17 protein-coding genes and 1 pseudogene are annotated in these 18,477 nt (G+C 46.2%); 6 read left to right on the forward strand and 12 right to left on the reverse strand.

Annotated features, from left to right (window positions below; genetic code table 11):
* Positions 1-30: 30 nt before the first annotated feature.
* The 6 genes and pseudogenes from QUB04_RS01895 to QUB04_RS01920 all read right to left on the reverse strand — a co-directional run bounded on the left by QUB04_RS01895 (position 31) and on the right by QUB04_RS01920 (position 5,142).
* Positions 31-1,222 (reverse strand): annotated as a pseudogene (locus tag QUB04_RS01895) (RNA-guided endonuclease InsQ/TnpB family protein).
* Between the two features lie 354 nt (positions 1,223-1,576).
* Positions 1,577-2,314 carry a helix-hairpin-helix domain-containing protein gene (locus QUB04_RS01900; RefSeq protein WP_333280372.1) on the reverse strand — a complete coding sequence of 246 codons (738 nt, stop codon included), beginning with the start codon at positions 2,312-2,314 and terminating at the stop codon, positions 1,577-1,579.
* An 11-nt stretch (positions 2,315-2,325) separates the two neighbouring features.
* A complete protein-coding gene (locus tag QUB04_RS01905; protein ID WP_333280375.1) occupies positions 2,326-2,487 on the reverse strand; it encodes a hypothetical protein in 162 nt (53 codons plus the stop codon).
* Between the two features lie 53 nt (positions 2,488-2,540).
* Positions 2,541-2,888 (reverse strand): NINE protein, encoded by a 348-nt coding sequence (locus tag QUB04_RS01910; RefSeq protein WP_006633318.1) that lies wholly within the window; start codon positions 2,886-2,888, stop codon positions 2,541-2,543.
* Between the two features lie 94 nt (positions 2,889-2,982).
* Complete coding sequence (locus tag QUB04_RS01915; RefSeq protein WP_333280377.1) at positions 2,983-3,195, reverse strand: hypothetical protein; 213 nt, start codon at positions 3,193-3,195, stop codon at positions 2,983-2,985.
* 354 nt (positions 3,196-3,549) lie between these two features.
* Positions 3,550-5,142, reverse strand: coding sequence for a CPBP family glutamic-type intramembrane protease (locus QUB04_RS01920; RefSeq protein ID WP_333280380.1), 1,593 nt, complete (start codon positions 5,140-5,142; stop codon positions 3,550-3,552).
* 322 nt (positions 5,143-5,464) lie between these two features.
* On the opposite strand from QUB04_RS01920, the gene QUB04_RS01925 reads away from it, so the two are divergent.
* The 3 genes from QUB04_RS01925 to QUB04_RS01935 all read left to right on the forward strand — a co-directional run bounded on the left by QUB04_RS01925 (position 5,465) and on the right by QUB04_RS01935 (position 9,461).
* The gene (locus QUB04_RS01925; protein ID WP_333280382.1) at positions 5,465-6,826 is read left to right on the forward strand and encodes a histidine phosphatase family protein; all 1,362 of its coding nucleotides are present in this window, start codon (positions 5,465-5,467) and stop codon (positions 6,824-6,826) included.
* A gap of 432 nt (positions 6,827-7,258) precedes the next feature.
* The gene (locus QUB04_RS01930) at positions 7,259-8,572 is read left to right on the forward strand and encodes a dihydroorotase (RefSeq protein WP_333280384.1); all 1,314 of its coding nucleotides are present in this window, start codon (positions 7,259-7,261) and stop codon (positions 8,570-8,572) included.
* Positions 8,573-8,705: 133 nt separating this feature from the next.
* The gene (locus tag QUB04_RS01935) at positions 8,706-9,461 is read left to right on the forward strand and encodes a 4'-phosphopantetheinyl transferase superfamily protein (RefSeq protein ID WP_333280386.1); all 756 of its coding nucleotides are present in this window, start codon (positions 8,706-8,708) and stop codon (positions 9,459-9,461) included.
* Positions 9,462-9,831: 370 nt separating this feature from the next.
* Here the strand turns inward: QUB04_RS01935 and QUB04_RS01940 are convergent, their stop codons facing one another.
* Positions 9,832-10,572, reverse strand: a complete 741-nt coding sequence (locus QUB04_RS01940; protein WP_333280518.1) for a response regulator transcription factor — start codon at positions 10,570-10,572, stop codon at positions 9,832-9,834.
* A gap of 532 nt (positions 10,573-11,104) precedes the next feature.
* Between QUB04_RS01940 and QUB04_RS01945 the strand changes: the two genes are divergently transcribed.
* On the forward strand, positions 11,105-11,851 hold the full coding sequence (locus QUB04_RS01945; RefSeq protein ID WP_333280388.1) for a creatininase family protein: 747 nt from the start codon (positions 11,105-11,107) through the stop codon (positions 11,849-11,851).
* A 472-nt stretch (positions 11,852-12,323) separates the two neighbouring features.
* Here the strand turns inward: QUB04_RS01945 and ndk are convergent, their stop codons facing one another.
* Positions 12,324-12,773, reverse strand: a complete 450-nt coding sequence (ndk, locus tag QUB04_RS01950; RefSeq protein ID WP_333280390.1) for a nucleoside-diphosphate kinase — start codon at positions 12,771-12,773, stop codon at positions 12,324-12,326.
* A gap of 90 nt (positions 12,774-12,863) precedes the next feature.
* Here ndk and QUB04_RS01955 point away from each other — a divergent pair, with 90 nt between their 5' ends.
* Together QUB04_RS01955 and QUB04_RS01960 are read left to right on the forward strand one after the other, a co-directional pair.
* A complete protein-coding gene (locus tag QUB04_RS01955) occupies positions 12,864-13,106 on the forward strand; it encodes a hypothetical protein (RefSeq protein ID WP_333280392.1) in 243 nt (80 codons plus the stop codon).
* A gap of 628 nt (positions 13,107-13,734) precedes the next feature.
* Positions 13,735-14,493 carry a hypothetical protein gene (locus QUB04_RS01960; protein WP_333280394.1) on the forward strand — a complete coding sequence of 253 codons (759 nt, stop codon included), beginning with the start codon at positions 13,735-13,737 and terminating at the stop codon, positions 14,491-14,493.
* A 1-nt stretch (position 14,494) separates the two neighbouring features.
* On the opposite strand, the gene proB is transcribed toward QUB04_RS01960, so the two are convergent.
* The 4 genes from proB to QUB04_RS01980 form a co-directional block, all read right to left on the reverse strand.
* Positions 14,495-15,709 carry a glutamate 5-kinase gene (proB, locus tag QUB04_RS01965; RefSeq protein ID WP_333280396.1) on the reverse strand — a complete coding sequence of 405 codons (1,215 nt, stop codon included), beginning with the start codon at positions 15,707-15,709 and terminating at the stop codon, positions 14,495-14,497.
* A gap of 75 nt (positions 15,710-15,784) precedes the next feature.
* Positions 15,785-16,306 (reverse strand): YqeG family HAD IIIA-type phosphatase, encoded by a 522-nt coding sequence (locus tag QUB04_RS01970; RefSeq protein ID WP_333280398.1) that lies wholly within the window; start codon positions 16,304-16,306, stop codon positions 15,785-15,787.
* A gap of 149 nt (positions 16,307-16,455) precedes the next feature.
* The gene (mltG, locus tag QUB04_RS01975; RefSeq protein ID WP_333280400.1) at positions 16,456-17,580 is read right to left on the reverse strand and encodes an endolytic transglycosylase MltG; all 1,125 of its coding nucleotides are present in this window, start codon (positions 17,578-17,580) and stop codon (positions 16,456-16,458) included.
* A 247-nt stretch (positions 17,581-17,827) separates the two neighbouring features.
* Positions 17,828-18,406 (reverse strand): DUF3727 domain-containing protein, encoded by a 579-nt coding sequence (locus QUB04_RS01980; RefSeq protein ID WP_333051560.1) that lies wholly within the window; start codon positions 18,404-18,406, stop codon positions 17,828-17,830.
* Between the last annotated feature and the right edge of the window lie 71 nt (positions 18,407-18,477).

Below are 18,477 nucleotides of genomic sequence, written 5' to 3' on the forward strand. Positions count from 1 at the left end.
TCCGGGCTAAAGCCACAGAGATTCTTTGATCTACGAGTCAATTTGCTGAGACAGGATTTCTCCAGCCAAAGTAGAGATTGATTCTCCCAAAGCGTTACTTGCATCAAGTGCAAAGGTTCCGGTATGCCCTACCGTACCCAATCCTCGACTTAGGATGTTTTTGGCTGCATTGAAATCTCTATCCAAGGTACACCCGCACTTGCAGACGTGCGTTCTTGTGGACAGCGTTTTCTTAACAACTTCTCCGCAGTTAGAGCATTCTTGGCTGGTATATTGCGGATTTACCGCAACCGTTACCCGCTCAAATACTTTTCCAAAATATTCAAGCCAGATGCGGAACTGATACCAAGATGCGTCGTTAATAGACTTAGCTAAGCAATGATTTTGCACCATATTCTTGATTCTCAAATCTTCGTAGGCTATCAAGTCGCTTGACGCTCACTACGCACCGTGCAAGTTTTATTGCATGATCTTTGCGTTGTCTACTTATTTTGAGATGCTGCTTACCTAAAATCTGTCTAGCTTTGCCTCTATTTTTGGAACCTTTAGTTTTTCTGGATACGCGACGCTGACAACGCTTGAGAACTTTCTCACCTTTTCTCAGGAATCTAGGATTTTCCACCGTAACTCCGTTTGAATCGGTGTAATATTCTTTCAACCCAACGTCTAGTCCGATGGTATTGCCAGAGGGCTCCGTGTTTTCCTTTCTATCGACATCGATACAGAATTGGACGTATACACCGTCTGCACGTTTTACTAATCGAACCCGTTTAATTTGGTTGATTTGGTAGAAGTGCAGATCGCGTGTACCTTTTAGCTTGAGCTTGCCAATTCCTTTTTTGTCGCTAAATTTAATCGATTTCCTGTCGTCTGCAAGTTTCCAGCCAGTCGATTTATACTCGACAGAACGACAGTCTTTCTGGAATTTTGGATACCCTTTTTTGCCGGGAGTTCCTTTTTTACAGTTGTCGTAGAATCGGGAGATAGCAGACCAAGCACGTTCGGCGCTAGCTTGCCTAGCCTGCGAATTGAGTTCATCAGCAAACGGAAACGATGCTGCCAATACCGCACAGTATTTGTTCAAATCGTACTTGTTCACTTTTTTGTTGTCGATCCAATAGCGTAAACAACTATTGCGAACAAACTGGGCAGTGCGAATTGCTTCGTCTACTGCCGTGAACTGGCTTGATTTTCCGTAAGCTTTTAACTCGAAGACTAGCATTGTTTTACCTCCCACCTTATGCTACATCATCTGGCACAAAGTAAGAGGTGGTACAACAAAAGTTTACATAAAAGTCGTCCTAGAAGGACGGGGTTTTAAACCCAGTTTTTTGATATAGCAATCCGATCTGAGTCTCACAACACCACGCCTTCTTGTCTTCCTAGACTTCTTATATAGCAAGACTTTCAGATTTTACATATCTAGAAAATCACTTAGGATTGCTATAAATACTTTTTTTTATAATTTCGCGCTTGCCCGCCTGCTGGGGGAGATTTTTGCCAGCAGGTGCATTTAATGTCAATTACCAGGAGGCGATCGAGTTTTTTGCCATACTACCCTTGAATCATATGCAAATTAACAAATATGGCGATAGGAATCAAAAGGCAGTCCCGTCCGCCGCTTTACTTCGACAACTGATTTGTAAGCGCCTTTTCTCTGCCTTTCTCTAACTATTTTTTCCGCAACATATCTATCTAAACCGCTGGCGATTAACTCTTCCGGCGAAAGAATATTTAACCGTTTCCAAGTAAACTGCAATTCTTTTTGATAATTGTAGCTGAAGCAAATCATCGGGGCGATGCGTCGAACGTGACTTTCGGGAACTCCGGCTATTTCTGATAACTCTTCGGCGTGGGTAAAAATGTAGCCTTCGTTTTGCAGAGATTCAATATCGTTGGCGTAGACGATCGGCAAACCCAAGATTCTGACCATATCGTCTTTGGTACACTCATTAATATCTATTTTGCCGCGCACGTTTGCCAGTTCTTCGGCATTCGTCGGACTTGCAGGAACCAGTAAACCTCTGGGTGCAGTTTTGATCAGATAGCGCTTTTTCAAACTAAAAGCAGTGACAATTTGAGCAATCCAAACGATCGTACCCAAATTAGTTGAAGAAGATACCGCTAGTGCTGCTAAAGTAATGGCAACACCCCATCCCATCCAACTGCGAATATTTGACTTTTGGCCTGCATAGGCGATCGCCAATCCGCCGAAGTAGGGAATAAAAGAATACCACACCCAGTTTGGAGTTTGACGCAGCCAGTATAAATCTTGAGACACTTTAATTTTATCCTTAAATAGTTGTGCTCTCACACTTACTTATTTCAATCCCACTTTTTTAAAGTGAGCTTTCTTCTTCCTTCTGCCTTCTTCCTGACATCCGTTACATCCGTTACATCCGTTGCCGAACTTGCTTCTTCCTGACATCCGTTACATCCGTTACATCCGTTACATAATCCGTTGCCGAACTTGCTTCTTCCTGACATCCGTTACATCCGTTACATCCGTTACATAATCCGTTGCCGAACTTCCTTCTTAATTACAATTCTCGCAGCAGTTTTTGGCGTTTTTCTTCATATTCTTCGGCCGTAATTGCGCCCATATCGTAAAGTTTTTTCAATTCGCCGATCGCCCCGGTTACATCTTTTGCCGCTCTGAGGGCATACCCCGACGGCAACGTGCCACCATTGTACTGAACCTGAAAAGCTTGTTCCGACATCAGCAGCAGGCCGATAAAATCGAAAAATGCGATCACTGACGGAATTAATGTCCAAGAAAATAGCAAGTATAATACCCCTGCTAAGTTATTGCCCAAATAAAATTTGTGAACACCGAAACCTCCTACAAAGAAAGCTAACACAACTGCTACGCTTTTATCTTTTACCATTTTTACTTTCTCCAGTTTTTTATTTTAACTTCCGCGATCGACTTTGAATGCGCGACCTTGAACGATCGAGCTAAGTAATTTTACTAAATTTTCCTCATTTATTTGGGTTTTTGCGAAACTTAGACATCGCAAAATACAGCAGAACTATACCGACTTGAGCCTGCATAATCACCAAGTAGCCTCTCAAGAAATAATTGAGTTCGCTGCCTGAATTGAAAGAAAATATTAACAGACCCAAGGCTGCGTAGGGTGCGAAACGCATCCAACTCGGCGTTCCCTCTAACTTGTGGCTGTTCAAATTGCTCATGGGGTTTAAGCCTCATCCTAAATTAAAATTTACCTATAAATTAGCCGGATTGTCAACTTCCGCTTGGTTCGATCGCCCGCGTCAGTCTCTCAATCCTCAGCCGACAAGATATTACTTCCATGTTAAACCCTGTTTTTCCGCTAAAATAAGCGACCGGGGCGGGTCTATCTGGATCTGTGGCTGAGATTACAGATTAGGGTGAACCCGCCCCTAATGAAATTCCGGTTATTTTACCGGGCTAGATATAAGGGGCGCACCGAACACCCTACTGGTGTTTTTGGCAAGAGTCGATCGCCCTGACGATCGCTCTTGCCAAAAACTCGATTAATTCACAATTATTAACAACCGCCCGAATTAACTCGCGCCGCCGCCCAAAAGAAACAGACTCAGCAGAGTACCGCTGTTCCAAAGACTGTGGAGAAGCATAGGAGCAAGGAGATTGCGCGATCGCGTGTACACAAACCCCAAAACCGCACCCAAAGTCGCCAAAGGCAGAATCTCCGAGACACTCAAGTGAGCCACAGCAAACAAGAAAGCAGAAGCTGCGATCGCCCCCCAAACAGGCAAATAGCGAGTCAGAGAAGGCAGCAGAAAGCCCCGAAACACAATTTCCTCAAAAACCGGAGCCGCGATCGCAGCAGTGCCGAAAAACACCGCCAAAGCCACGTTGTCCCTACCTTCGAGAACGATTGGCAAAATCGGATTACTGCCACCTTGTCCCTGCCACAATTGCTGATTAATCAGCGACACCAAAACTACCAAAGGCAAAGCAACAAAATAGCCGCCAAAACCCCACAAAAACCAACTTCCCCGCCAATTAATCCGAAACCAACCTTCCGGCAAAGGCAAAAAAGACTTGACCGAAAAATACAGTACCGAAAGCCCCCCACCCGACAGCAACAAATAAGTAGCAAAGATATAAAAAGCCTTGTCGCGCGGGTCAAAAGTAGCAGGATTGAGTTTTAAAACAGCCAGAGAAACTGGCAGCAACAAATAGGGAATCAAGATTTGCCCGACAAAGAAAAAGCCGACCACCAGTACCTGCCAAACAATCTCGCCGTCCCAAGGTACATCCCAAGTCAAGCTCGCATTTCGCGCCAACACCGGGCCGGAACCTGCTGTATCTAACTGCTTCCGCTGCAACAGCCACTGCACGGTCAAACCAACCAGCAAAACCGTACCAATACAAAGTGCGATCGCCGGAACGCCCACTATAATTGCCAACTTTTCTACAGCTTGCTGGGCCGTTACTTGCTCTGCTGCTTGCAGCGCCGCCAGCTCTTTAGAACGTTCTTGCAGCTTGTAAAGTTGAGCTAGAGCGCGATAGCGAAACCAGCCATCCAAAGACTTTTGAATGCGCGGCTCGGCATCCGGCAGCAGTTGAGCCGGATTGCTCCAAATTCCCGTTAAAACTTGAGCAGTTTCCACCGAAGAATCATCATCACTTTTAGTTTTGTAGCGCTCAACTAAATTTTTCCAACTTTGGAGAGCAGCCTCAGTTTTGCCACTGCTTGCCTGCAAAATTCCCAATCGCAAGTCAAGTTCGTTTAGCAGCACTGACTGTTGCTTTATCGACTCGGACGCCGCCTTATTTTGAGCCAAATTCAGAGTATTATCCTCAGACTTAGAGGCAATGACAGACTGAATTTCTTTAACTTGTGCTTGAGATGTTTCGAGAGTTTTGCGAGTCGAGTCTCGCGCTTCTTGATATTGCGTCAAAGCCGTATTTAAAGGATCTGCACCGACAATATTGGTGCGCGCCGAACTTAAATTATCACTCTGATTATTTTCTCCTTGCCACTCCGAGGCGTGCAGCAGCAAATTTGTCTGGTAGAGTTCCAGCCGGCTTTGAATTTGCGGCTGATTCCAACTAGCAAGTAAAGATAAACCGACCAGGGCGATCGCGATCGCCGTTAAAATACCTAAAATAACCCGCTTCAGTGTCATTCCTGCTTTTCCGTCCCGCGCGAATCCGTGGCTAAATCTTTTCCGTCTTTCATCATAGGTCGTTGCAGACGAGAGTATCCCGACAACTGGTAAAATTTCACTGGCTCATCTTTTTGACTCTCCTCAACAAGACTTACGCCACAAATCCTCGCTCCGCCATGTATACGTAAGGTTCACACCTTAGCCCAACGGTGCTTATGGCGCACCATACAGGAGTAGTGCGGCATAAGCACCCGCGATGTATGAGGTAATATCCGCACGGCGCAACCGCAGCGGGGTAGCAGGCTAAATCTAAAATCTAAAATCTAAAATCTAAAATCGAATGACTCGCATTATCTTAGTCCGTCACGGCAAAAGCACCTACAATCAAGAACGCCGCATCCAAGGCCGCCTCGATAAATCAATTTTGACAGAAGCAGGCCGCAGCGCCGCCCTGCAAGTAGGCGACACACTCAGCAGTATCGCCTTTGATGCCGCCTATACCAGTCCCCTGCAACGAGCCAAAGAAACAGCGGAAATCATCCTGTCGCGCTTGACAAATCCGCCACAACTCCAGCCAACTGATAATTTGATGGAAATCGATTTGCCTCTGTGGGAAGGAATGCTACGCCAAGATGCGATCGACAAATTCCCCGAAGCATATCAGCAGTGGCAAAGACAGCCAGACAAATTTTCCATGAAACTGCCATCTGCTGACGGAGAAATCGAACACTTTCCCGTATTGGCAATTTTTGCTAACGCTCGTCATTTTTGGCAAGAACTTTTATCGCGCCACCAAGACGGCACAATTCTAGTAATAGGTCACAACGGAATCAACCGCGCTCTTATCGCCACAGCCTCGGAAATCACCCCGGATTACTATCAATCAATTCAACAGTCAAATTGCGGAATTAGCGTCATTAATTTTGGAACTTCCCCTGTTACTAACAACGAACTCGGAGAGCAAAAAAAGAAAGTTGCAGTTCAATTAGAATCGCTGAATTTAACTTCCCATACCGGGGAAATTTTTCCCAAACCGAGGGACGGACACCAAGGCCCGCGATTGTTGCTGGTGCGTCACGGCGAAACCGACTGGAATAAAGCAGGTAAATTTCAGGGGCAAATAGACGTACCTCTCAACGATAACGGCCGCGAACAATCCAGGCGAGCAGCAGAATTTCTCAAGGACGTAAAATTAGATTTTGCGATTAGCAGTTCGATGCTGCGCCCGAAAGAAACTGCGGAAATTATTCTCCAACATCACGGCGGTTTGCAACTAGAACTCCGCGACGACTTGAGAGAAATTAGCCACGGACTTTGGGAAGGAAAATTTGAATCAGAAATAGAACAATCCTATCCGGGTTTGCTACACGAATGGAAAACATCTCCTGAAAAAGTCCAAATGCCCGAAGGAGAGAATTTGCAGCACGTTTGGGATCGGGCGATCGCAGCTTGGCGAGAAATCGTACAATCTGTTTCTGGTACTGGGATTGTCGTTGCTCACGATGCCATTAACAAAGCTATTCTCTGCCACCTATTCGGTTTGGAACCAGAACATTTCTGGAAGTTCAAACAAGGAAACGGAGCCGTTAGCGTGATTGATTATCCCCACGGCCCCGATGGTTTGCCGGTATTACAAGCGATGAATGTCACAACTCATTTGAGCGGCGGCGTTTTTGACAAAACAGCAGCCGGAGCACTGTAATCGGTAAAGTGCTGGGCGCGAACCCGTAGACGTATTACCAGTCTGCTGTTTGACGATTAGGCCTTCGATCCCCCCTAGCCAAGGGCGGGCACGGGGGCACCGCCCCTACGAAGGGGGGGACAGGAGCCTTCTTAAAGTCAACCCCTACTCCCCTTTTTAAGGGGGAGTTAGGGGGATCGAGACTCGTGTCAAAGCGAAATTTATCAAAGCTTTTAGGCTTAAGTTAACACCACTGCCCACCGCTACGAGTTCGCGCCTAAAAAATGTTTGAATTTTGATAACAATCGCGCCCGATGCTTAGGAAGTTCTTAATTCCTGAAACTAATGCGGTGGATTGCTTCTTCCTTCTTCCTTCTTCCTTCTTCCTTCTTCCTTCTTCCTGACATCCGTTACATCCGTTACATAATCCGTTGCCGAACTTCCTTCTGTTATATGAGCCGCGAACTGCTACAAAATGTACGAGTGCTAGATCCAGTTTCAGGGAGCGATCGCATCGCTGATATTCTGATTGCTGAAGGTAATATCAAAGCAGTTGAGGAAAAAATTGCTGAGTTTCCCGCTGACACAGAAGTGCGGGATTGCCAGGGACTGATTTTGGGGCCGGGATTAACAGATATCTACAGCCACAGCGGAGAACCGGGTTTTGAGGATCGGGAAACCCTAGAATCCTTGATGCAGGCTGCGGCGGCTGGCGGTTTTACGCGGCTGGCGATTTTGCCGGATACGTCGCCGCCTGTTGACAATTTGGCCGGTTTAGCTTTGTTGCAGCAATATATCCGCAATTTGTCGCCTGGGCTGCCCCGCTTGTATTTTTGGGGTGCGCTGACAGCGGGCGTTAAAGGGCAGCAGATGGCCGAGTTGGGCGAGCTGGCCTCCTGTGCAGTGGTGGGTTTTGCGGACGGTTTGCCGCTGTCTAATCCGGCTCTGGTGAGGCGTTTGCTTGAGTATATCCAGCCTTTGGGCAAGTCTGTGGCTTTGTGGCCGTGCGATCGAACTTTGGCAGGAAATGGCGCGGCGCGGGAGGGTGCGGTGTCCGTGCGGTTGGGTTTACCGGGAATTCCGGCGAGTGCGGAAACTTCGGCTTTGGCGGGTTTGCTGGAGTTGGTGGCATCTGCGGGAACTCCGGTGCACATTATGCGCGTTTCCACGGCGCGCAGCGTGGAATTGATTCGAGATGCGAAGGCGCGGGGTTTGCCGGTGACTGCGAGTGTGACTTGGATGCACTTACTGTTGAATGTCGGGGCAATTTCAGGAAACTCTCAAGATTCCGGCGGGAGAAATGCTCTGACTGCTTCGTTGGCCTACGATCCGAATTTACACCTAGAACCGCCGCTGGGCAATCTTAACGACCAATTAGCGCTGATTGAAGCTGTGAAAGATGGTGTAATTGATGCGATCGCGATCGACCACAACCCGCATACTTATGAGGAGAAAACTGTGGCTTTTGCTGATAGTCCGCCGGGGGCGATCGGCTTGGAATTAGCTTTGCCTTTGCTATGGCACGGACTGGTAGAAACGGGCGATTTTTCGGCTTTGGAACTGTGGCGAGTTTTGAGTACCCGGCCGGCCGTTTGTCTCAAGCAAACCCCCGCCACTGTTGCACCAGGAGTCTCTGCTGAGCTGATTTTGTTCGACCCGCAAATGAGTTGGACTGTTGACGGGCAAAGTCTGAAGTCGCGATCGGCAAATACACCTTGGTTGGGACAGGAATTAGCAGGAAAAGTTGTACAAACCTGGATTAATTGACCCTTGCGATTGAAATTCATCTGTTGTAGAACAGGCATCTTGCCTCTTTCTCAAAGTAGAACAAAAGTAGAACAGGCATCTTGCCTGTTTCTGGGAATGCTGGATGAGGTGACTCAGAAAAGAAGATAAATACATGATTGCTGCTTTTGATTCGTGGAATTCCCCACCGCTAGACTTGACATTGGAGCTGGGCGAAATTCATGTTTGGCGCGTGTCTCTGGCTCAAACAGAATCTTGCTTGGAGAGTTTACAACAGACTCTCTCTAACGATGAGCGGACAAAAGCTGAGGGTTTTCACTTTCCCAAAGGTCGATCGCAATTTATTGTGAGTCGTGGCGCACTCAGAGCGATTCTGAGTCGCTATCTTAACATAAATCCTCACATTTTGCGCTTTGACTACAATCCCTACGGCAAACCCTCTCTCATCGTCGCCCAAGGTGGAAATTCCCTCCGTTTCAATGTGTCTCACTCAGGAAACATGGCTCTAATTGCGATTACCAAAAATCGAGATATTGGTGTCGATATTGAAGGAATAAATCCCAACTTTCCTTGCCTAGAAATTGCTGAAAAGTTTTTTTCACCATTAGAAAATTCTGTGTTGCGTTCGCTCCCTGAACAGATCCAACCCCGCGCTTTTTTCACCGGCTGGACTCGCAAAGAAGCCTATATCAAAGCAGTTGGTAAAGGACTTTCTATTCCCCTGAATCAGTTTGATGTCAGCCTCGCACCAGGAGAACCTGCAGCGCTGTTAAATGTTGAAGACAACCCCGAAGAAGCATCGAGATGGTCTTTAATTGAATTAATTCCCTGTTCAGATATGGTGGCGGCTGTTGCGGTTCCAGGAGATTGCTGGAAACTTCATTGTTGGGAGTGGACAGGGGAGTTTTAATTTATGCTGAGATGTTGAACCATTATCAATAAGCTTTTTATGAACAGGCAAGATGCCTGTTCCACAAGAAAATTTACTCTTTGTGGAACAGGCATCTTGCCTGTTCCTGACGCAAGATGCCTGTTCCACAAGAAAATTCACTGTTTGTGGAACAGGCATCTTGCCTGTTCCTGAGAATGGTGCAAGATGTGAGTTTATACAGCTCGCCCACGGTAAAAGAGAACGGCAACAGTCGCTGGAAGAGCTCTACTGGTTGCACCTCCAAGCTATTGTATTGCACACCCTCCATAGACAAATAAGGACACAACAATGTTGTGTCCTTATTTGTCTATTCGACGGCAACTTGCCACCGTACAACTGATTTAAAAATTCAACCAAATCGATAGCCGAACCCGCGTACCGTAATGATATATTCCGGTTGGCCCGGATCGATTTCCAACTTTTCGCGCAGCCAGCGGATGTGAACGTCAACTGTTTTGCTGTCTCCGATAAAATCTTGACCCCAAATTTTTTCCAGCAACTGATCGCGAGACCAAACTCGCCGGGGATTACTCATAAATAGTTCTAGTAAGCGAAACTGTTTAGGAGAAAATTTCACTTCCAGACCACGAACCAACACGCGGCACTCTTCAGGATACAGAGTTATGCTCTTATATTGCAGCGTCCTCGCTTCCGGTAACCGACTGAGGCGCTGGCGCCGCATCAGCGCCCGACAGCGAGCGATAAACTCCCGCATTCCAAAAGGCTTGGTCAGATAATCATCCGATCCGGCTTCTAGGTAAAAAGCGCAATTGTTGGCACTTCCTCTAGCACCGATAATCAAAATAGGGACGGGATTTCCTTGATGCCGTAACATTCGACACAGATCCAAACCGTTAATTGAATCCATAATTAACAGGTTAAAGGCAAATTCACCGTGGTATGACGAAGCAGCCTGTACAGAAGGCAGAGCGTTGCGCCCGTCGCTAGTAACCACCACCTCGTAGCCCTGTTCTTTAAGGGCTAAAGCTAGCATTTCCCGCAACAGGTCTTCACCTTCCAATAACAAGATACGGCCGGCTTGTCCAACAGCCAACCTTGAAGGACTTTCGCTTAATTCAGCAGAAGACATAAATATCAGTGGGAGTGATGTTTGTATGTGGCTAGCGCGAGGTACCTTCTTCAGTAGCTGAGGTACTCTCGCGCTGCGATCGTTTGTACGATCGCCATTTGTTCGATCGCTTAGAATCCTTCGCCAGTCCATGCCACAGACACGCGCTCGACCTTTGCTACTTGCTCATGCAAGGAATACAGCCGTAGAGCAGTTGCCGGAACCGCGCTGTCTGCCTGCGTCCAGGCCACAGAAGTCTGGTCATTTTTCGGGGTCGGTGTTAATTTCATAAAACATTGCCCGCTGTTAATTGACCACGTAACACCCAATCTATAGGGAGATGCTTGTTATACTACTCTTAAAAGGTTATTAAAAGGTAAAATTTTGGTAATCAATTGGTTAAATTATTAACGTTAAGTAATATAACGGTAAAGTTGCGATCGCACTTTAGAGCTTTTTTTAATAATACAATAATAAACTGGCCCAAAGTCCTGTTTTTCCTGTGCCGGCTACGATCGACGATAGCAAGTAAAAATTCTGTAGACTGCCTATCATGTTGCTGCATTTGAGTACCTGGCCCGAGGTAGAAGCTTATCTCGAAAGCTCCCGAGGCATAATTATCCCGATCGGCTCCACCGAACAGCACGGGCCCACCGGCTTGATCGGGACTGACGCCATTGCTGCCAAGGCGATCGCCCGCGGTGTCGGCGAAGCTGCCAATGCCTTAATCGGCCCGACAATTAATGTAGGGATGGCCTTGCACCACACCAGCTTTCCCGGCACAATCAGCCTCCGACCGCAGACGCTGATACTGGTAATCAGGGATTACATCACATCTTTGGCAAAAGCGGGATTTGAGAAATATTTCTTCATCAACGGTCACGGTGGCAACATTGCCACCATGAAAGCAGCATTTTCCGAGACTTACGCGCATTTGTCTGACTTAAATTTACCGAATGCCGATCGAATCCAGTGTCAAATCGGCAACTGGTTCATGTGCGGCTCAGTCTACAAACTAGCAAAAGAATTGTACGGAAACCAAGAAGGTTCCCACGCCACCCCCAGCGAAATCGCCTTAACCCAGTACCTTTATCCAGAAGCAATCAAGCAAGCTCCGCTTTCGGAAGAAGTCGCTTCCGGGCACAAAATTTTCGGTGCTGCTGACTTCCGCCGCCGATTTCCCGACGGGAGAATGGGTTCAAATCCGGGTTTAGCAACCCCCGAACACGGTCAGCAGTTTTACGAATTAGCAGTCAAAGAATTGACTAATAATTATCTGGAGTTTTTAAGTTCCGATTAACGTTTTTTCTTCTCGTTACCAAGAAGCTCCTGGTAACGAGTAAAAATCTCAAACTCTTCTATATTTTACGGTGATGAGTGAGTCAGCGACATGATATTTCATATCAATTCCGGCTACCCCGGAATGATCTCAAATCCGCGCTTCATCGTCGGGCGTAAAGTCTAATCAAGCTGCCAATAAATAATTCGCGCAATTTTCATTTTTTTAACATCGAGTCAACAGTCAACAGTCAACAATCAACAGTCAACAATCAACAGTCAACAGTCAACAGTCAACATTCAACAATTACGGAGGCTGCAACCGGAATCGATATCATCTATCTGAGAAAGGCTATAGCAGTTCTCAATCTTGGTGAGGTATACCCTATGCCCTATGCCCTATGCCCTATGCCCTATGCCCGCTTATCAAGCGTGCACCTCATGTTACTGAGAAAGGCTATATCTCCCGATTAACCATCGGGAGAATATCAAAATTATTCCACAATCCAAGGAGTTAAAGAAGGTGTCCAAGCACTCAATTCTTCTTCCTTGAACCAAAGGCTAATTTCCGCACGGGCAGTCTCGACAGCATCAGAACCGTGAATCAGATTACGGCCGACATTGACGGCAAAATCGCCCCGAATTGTCGCCGGTTCTGCATTCAGAGGATTTGTTGCGCCAATGATTTTTCTCGCCGACGCCACAACGCCGTCGCCTTCCCACACCATCGCCACAACAGGGCCTGAAGTGATAAAGTTTACCAATCCAGCAAAGAAGGCTTTTTCTTTGTGAACATCATAATGTTGTTCCGCTAGTTCGCGACTCGCCGTCATTAGCTTCATACCAACTAGCTTAAAGCCCTTGGCTTCAAAACGACCGATAATTTCGCCGACGAGTCCGCGTTGTACGCCGTCGGGCTTAATCGCTAAAAAAGTCCGTTCCAAGATTAACTCCTATAATTGTGTTAACTGATCCAAAAGATAGAGTAACTCACAACGCACCTAAAGGCAATTCTGAGAATTGGAAATTGTCATTTGGAGACTTATGGCTGCAGGAAGAAGGAAGAAGGAAGGGAGCATCTCAATGAAAGCAGCCCTCCGCTAGAAATTGGAGCCAGGAGCCAGGAGTCAGGAGTCAGGAGGAAAGAAGAAGAAGGAAGAAGGAAGGAGGAAGAAGGAAGGAGCCATAATAAGTGTTTTTACAAATATGAGATGCTCCCAGAAGGAATAAGAAGAGGGAAGAGAAAAGAGGGAAGAACCAATAAAAGCAAGGGTTAAAGAAACCGGGTTTCTCAGAAAAATTTTTGTTGCTCAGCGATGAATCTCCGAAGAAACCTGGTTGGGAGACTCCTATGCGTCTAGGACTGATTTGCATGGATAACCGCGATTTTGTAAAAAGTATTTTTTAGGAGTTTGAGCAGAATGCTCATTTGCCTATATTAAGTTAATCAGCCTTTAAATTATCGGTCAATAAATAATTAAACTCTTGTGGGGTGGCTTTGAGCATCGCCCGAAATATCCAATCTAAATGTATAGCATTTTATCTCTAGGGAACAAGATGCTCGAACTTCTGGCACAATATGATACAAGTCAATCGATTTTAGATTTTAGATTTTAGATTTTAGAATTGAAGCATTGAAGCATTGACCCCAGGGATAAATTCGGGGGCTGGCTTATCGGATACAGGTTTTTTATTTTTCCGTCCTGAGTCTGCTTTCGGAATGAATCCGGGGGCTTGTATCCGGGATGCTTTCGGTCACAATTTGCTGTGACTGCAAACACTCTTACCTATGATCTCAAATACAAATATGTATGATAATAAACACAATTATTTAGGCTCAAAAATATAGATAATTAACAGAGGTATGAAGATTATCTTGACAGCCACCATTCAGACGAAAAAAGTATGAAATCCATTGTAGCATTCATTGAACCCAAAAAGCAAGAGTTTGCAAAATTGCCCTTGTTTGACTTTCTAGCCAATAAACACATTCACGCGAATCAACGACTAATTTTTGCGCCTGTACTCGCTCCTTTGGCTGTGGGATTGAGCGATTTAAATAAATATGTATTGCGAGAATCTTCTAGTAATAGCAAAGTTCAGGAACTAATTAATAAATATACTTATAAAACCAACTATTACTGGCACGACTATCTAGAATACCTAGAGGAACTAGGCTTAAACCAATTAATGAGTTACGGCGACTTCAGACTGCTTTGGGGTGAAGAAACTAAAAAAACTCGATCGCTCTGTTCAGTGCTCGAACGCTACGCTTGGAAAGCCTCTCCCATTGAGAAACTGGTGTTAGTGGAAGTCCTCGAAGGAACGGCAAAAGTTTTTTTTGAGGCGGCGCTTGCAGTGGTAATGGAATTACAGCAAGTTACCCAAAAAGAATATGTTGATTTTGGAGGAGGTTATGGGGGTTTAGAAAATTATCACCTTTTAAACACGCCAGAGATGTTGGAAGTTTTAGCAGAGATAAAACTTACTAATGCGGAATCCCAAGCAGCTTTAGAATTAGCACAAAATGTATTTGAACTGTTTACAGAAGCGATGAACGAGCTATTCCAACACAGCCAAACACATTCTTGCAAGACTGTGCTGCAAATATCCTCAATTTCTACCTTCGCTCATTGCCCGATCGACTTTCTCGATATTTGTTAGTTTAAACAATCACTAAATTATCTCGGTGTACCGCCGTTTCTACGCCTGCATAACCTAAAATCTCAGCAATTTTCTCTGACTTGCAGCCCTGGATTTGTCTCAATTCTAAACTGCTATAATTCACAAGCCCTCTAGCAATTTGCTTGCCGGCAGCATCGCACAACTGCACGGAATCATCAGCTTGAAATTCTCCTTCTACTTGAGCAATACCCGCAGCTAAAAGCGATTTTCCGCCGTGGGAAATTGCCTTGACAGCACCCGCATCTAAATATAGTTTTCCTGCCGGAATTAGCACGTTAGCTATCCAGTGTTTGCGAGCGTTTACAGGGCGCGGTTGAGGCTCAAATTGAGTACCGATCGACTCTCCGTTGAGTATTTTCTCGATATTACCAGGAAAGCAGCCGTCAGTGATGACAGTCCGCACTCCCGATGCAGTTGCTATTCTCGCCGCTTCAATTTTTGTCACCATACCGCCGGTTCCCCAACCGCTGCGGGAATCTCCTGTTTGCACCTGAAATTCTGTGAGCTGTGCCATACTTTGGACTAGGACGATCGGCTGCGCGTCGGGATTGCTGCGCGGATCGGCAGAATACAGCCGATCGACATCTGTGAGCACAAACAACCAATCTGCTTCTACCAAACTCGCTACTAGCGCCGAAAGCGTGTCGTTATCGCCAAATTTAAGCTCGTCTACCGCTACTGTATCGTTTTCATTGACGATCGGAATCACGCCCAACCTGAGCAGTTGCTGAAAAGTATTGCAAGCGTTAACATAACCATTACGCTGCACTAAATCGCCCCTGGTGAGCAATACTTGAGCGATCGGCTGTTGTAGAGTAGTAAACAAGTCATCGTACACCCGCATCAGTCGCCCTTGGCCCACAGCCGCCACAGCCTGTTTCATAGCAATGTTTCGCGGGCGTTCCGTCAAACCCAAGCGCGCGCAGCCAACCCCAACTGCACCCGAAGAAACCAAAACTACTCTATGGCCTTGCTGCCGCAAATCAGCTAAAATTTCGACCAATGCAGCAATAGTTGAAAGAGCTAAGTTTCCTGTAGTCGATCGAGTCAGAGTCGAAGTTCCAATTTTAACAACAATAGTTTTAGTCTGTTGTCTGTTGACTGTTGACTGTTGACTGTTGACTGTTGACTGTTGACTGTTGTCTGTTGACTGTTGACTGTTGACTGTTGACTGTTGTCTGTTGTCTGTTGCCATTAGTTACCAATTCCCAATTCCTAATTACTAATTCCCCATGCCCCATGCCCCATGCCCAATTCCCGATGCCCAATTTTAATCTTTAATTTTCAGAGATGCCCCCAAAGCTTGAGAAACCCACACTTCAAAAGAGCGCACCGGATGCTTGCGAAGCGCATACCCAGCATCAACCATTGGTTCCACTAAAATAGTGAACATACCCAAACGATTGCCTGCTAAAACATCAGTAAAAAGTCGATCGCCCACCATCGCCACCTGTTCCACCGGCAAATTCATCGCCGTCACAGCTTTTCGCAACTTGCGGCGGGACGGCTTAGCCGCACCCGTGATGTATGGTAGATTCAAAGAATCAGCAATTCGACCGATCCGATTTTCACTTAAATTATTGCTTGCCAACCATAGCGATACCACGGGTCTAATTTCTTGTACCCACAAGCTGAGTTCAGGAGAAGCATTCATTGCCGTAATGGGAACGAGAGTTTCGTCCACATCCAACACTAATCCTTTAATCTGATGTTTCTCCAGAATATCAGCCGTTAACTTCATGACTGAATCGCCTAGAACTAAGTCAGGCTGTAGTAATTTACCCCAAGTCATAATGATTTTAGATTTTAGATTTTAGATTTTAGATTGAGAAATAAGAAATTGGGAGTTAAAGATTGAAAAAGTAAAAAATCAAAAGTGAATAATTATTGCTTTTCCTTTGTTACTTTTGACTTTTTACTTTTTTATTAGTCATTGCCCATCTATTGACCCGATCGCACTTTTTGGTCAACTTGAGCCACAGCAGCATTGTGTTCGGCCAGAGTGCGACTGAAAATGTGAGTGCCGTCGTACCGCGCCATGAAATACAGATATTCTGTATTTTCAGGAGTCAGAGTCGCTTCCAGACTGGCGATTCCCGGAGATGCGATCGGAGTTGGGGGTAGTCCTGGATTTATATAAGTATTGTAAGGAGAAGGCGTTTCTACTTGCTTAAAAGTCAGAGGCTTTTCCTTAGTTTGCCTGATACCGAGAGCGTATTCAACTGTCGGGTCAGAACCCAACGCCATTCCCTTTTTCAGACGGTTGTTGAACACTCCAGAAATGCGGTTCCGCTCGGAAGCAACCACAGCTTCTTTTTCTACAATACTGGCCAAAGTCACCCATTCTTTGAGAGAGAGCTTTGTATTATTCTGATTTTTTTGATATACCGGCAAAGCTGTCTGCTCGAAACGGGTGAGCATTTGTGCTATCGCAGCTTGAGGAGTAATTCTATCGCCGTCTAGCTGATAAGTATCCGGGTACAAAAAACCTTCCAAATGAGGCAATCCGCTCGGCAGCCAAGGGTATTGAGCGTAAGGAATTTGACTCGCGGCCGCCATAAACTCCTTAGCCGGGAAAAAACCTTGCGCTTCAAAATAAGCGCTCATTTGTTGCAGCGACCATCCTTCTGGAATCGTGAAACTCTGCTGTACGACTTCGCCCTTCCAAATTTTGTCAGCAACTGCACTCAGAGGCTGAGTCGGCGACAGTTGGTAAGTTCCCGCTTGAAAACCTCCCTCGCGGTTTTGCAGAGTCAGCCAGCGGGCCCACATATTCCATGCCGAGCTCGATCGAATCAGCCCCGCTGCCTCTAAATCCCGGCCGATTTTTTGACTGGGAGTACCCTCCGGGATTTGGATCGAAACAGCAGGATCTTCTGCCGGATTCCCCGATGAGGATGTTATTTTAGGCGCCGCTGAAGCCCAGCTCCACCAAGCCCAGCCTTGCCAAGCGCAAACCCCCCAGATTACCGGCAGCAACGCCAGATAAAACAACCATTTAGAGACTTGCGGAGTACCTTTTCGGCTCTCGCGCGCGCTGCCTTTTGTCATTTGTTCTTTATTCATAGTCCGTTGTCCTGGATAAGCGGCGGGTAACTAGCGACTAATGACTGATGACCTGCGATTGATGACCGAAAAGTTACGAATACAAGCCCTTTAAAAGACCCAATTCACGCGGCCCAATTCAAAAGCCCGATCGCGAAGGCAGAAGCGGCCACCTCGAAAAAGTTCGATCGGGCGAGCAGTTTACTTTTTTATAAAATAGTAAAAAATTCTGCTTTTTGCCATCAGGGCTTGTGCCTGCAATTAATATCTAATCAAGCTCGTCAAAGAACTGGTCTTCCAGCATAGGTAACATCGGTTCCAGCCTTTGGAACTCTTCTTCCGAGAGCAATTCTGGCTTACCGTCGTCATCCATTCTAGCCAAGATAAAGAACGGGTCTAGAGGCGTATAAATCGCATATTCCTGTTCTTCGTGGTAGAAACTCGTCAGCCACATCAGCTCCTCGAACTCCGACTCCTCATCGGGATCGACATCAGATGCCATATCCTCTTCGGGAAATTCCGGCAATTCGCCCACCACAGTCAGCGTCACCGCTGTGCGTCGGAGCGTCAAGTTCTGCTCTTGCAGGACAACTTTAGCAGTCTCAAAAATTTTGTCAATTTCGGTCTCGTCTTCTACAGGAATTGCTGCTTCGTCCGTCTCGTCTCCCTGCCAAGTAAAAATTTCTACGGGTGAGTCAATCGGAAGCAGCAAAGCGTATTCTTGACCTTCGAGATTCATAGAATATTCTATGTTGCAAGTCAGCGATCGCCCAACTTCATCCGTCAGGGTGACGGACTCTTCGTTGGAATTGCCATTCTCTTTTTTGCGGTATGGGGATGAGGACATCGCGTGTATCTTAGTTTTCCGTCAATAATTCAGTAACGTTTGCTTGACAATTGGGAATTTTCGTGGCGATA

It is taken from the genome of Microcoleus sp. D2_18a_B4 (assembly GCF_036702475.1).
In the GTDB taxonomy this organism is placed as follows: Bacteria; Cyanobacteriota; Cyanobacteriia; order Cyanobacteriales; family Microcoleaceae; genus Microcoleus.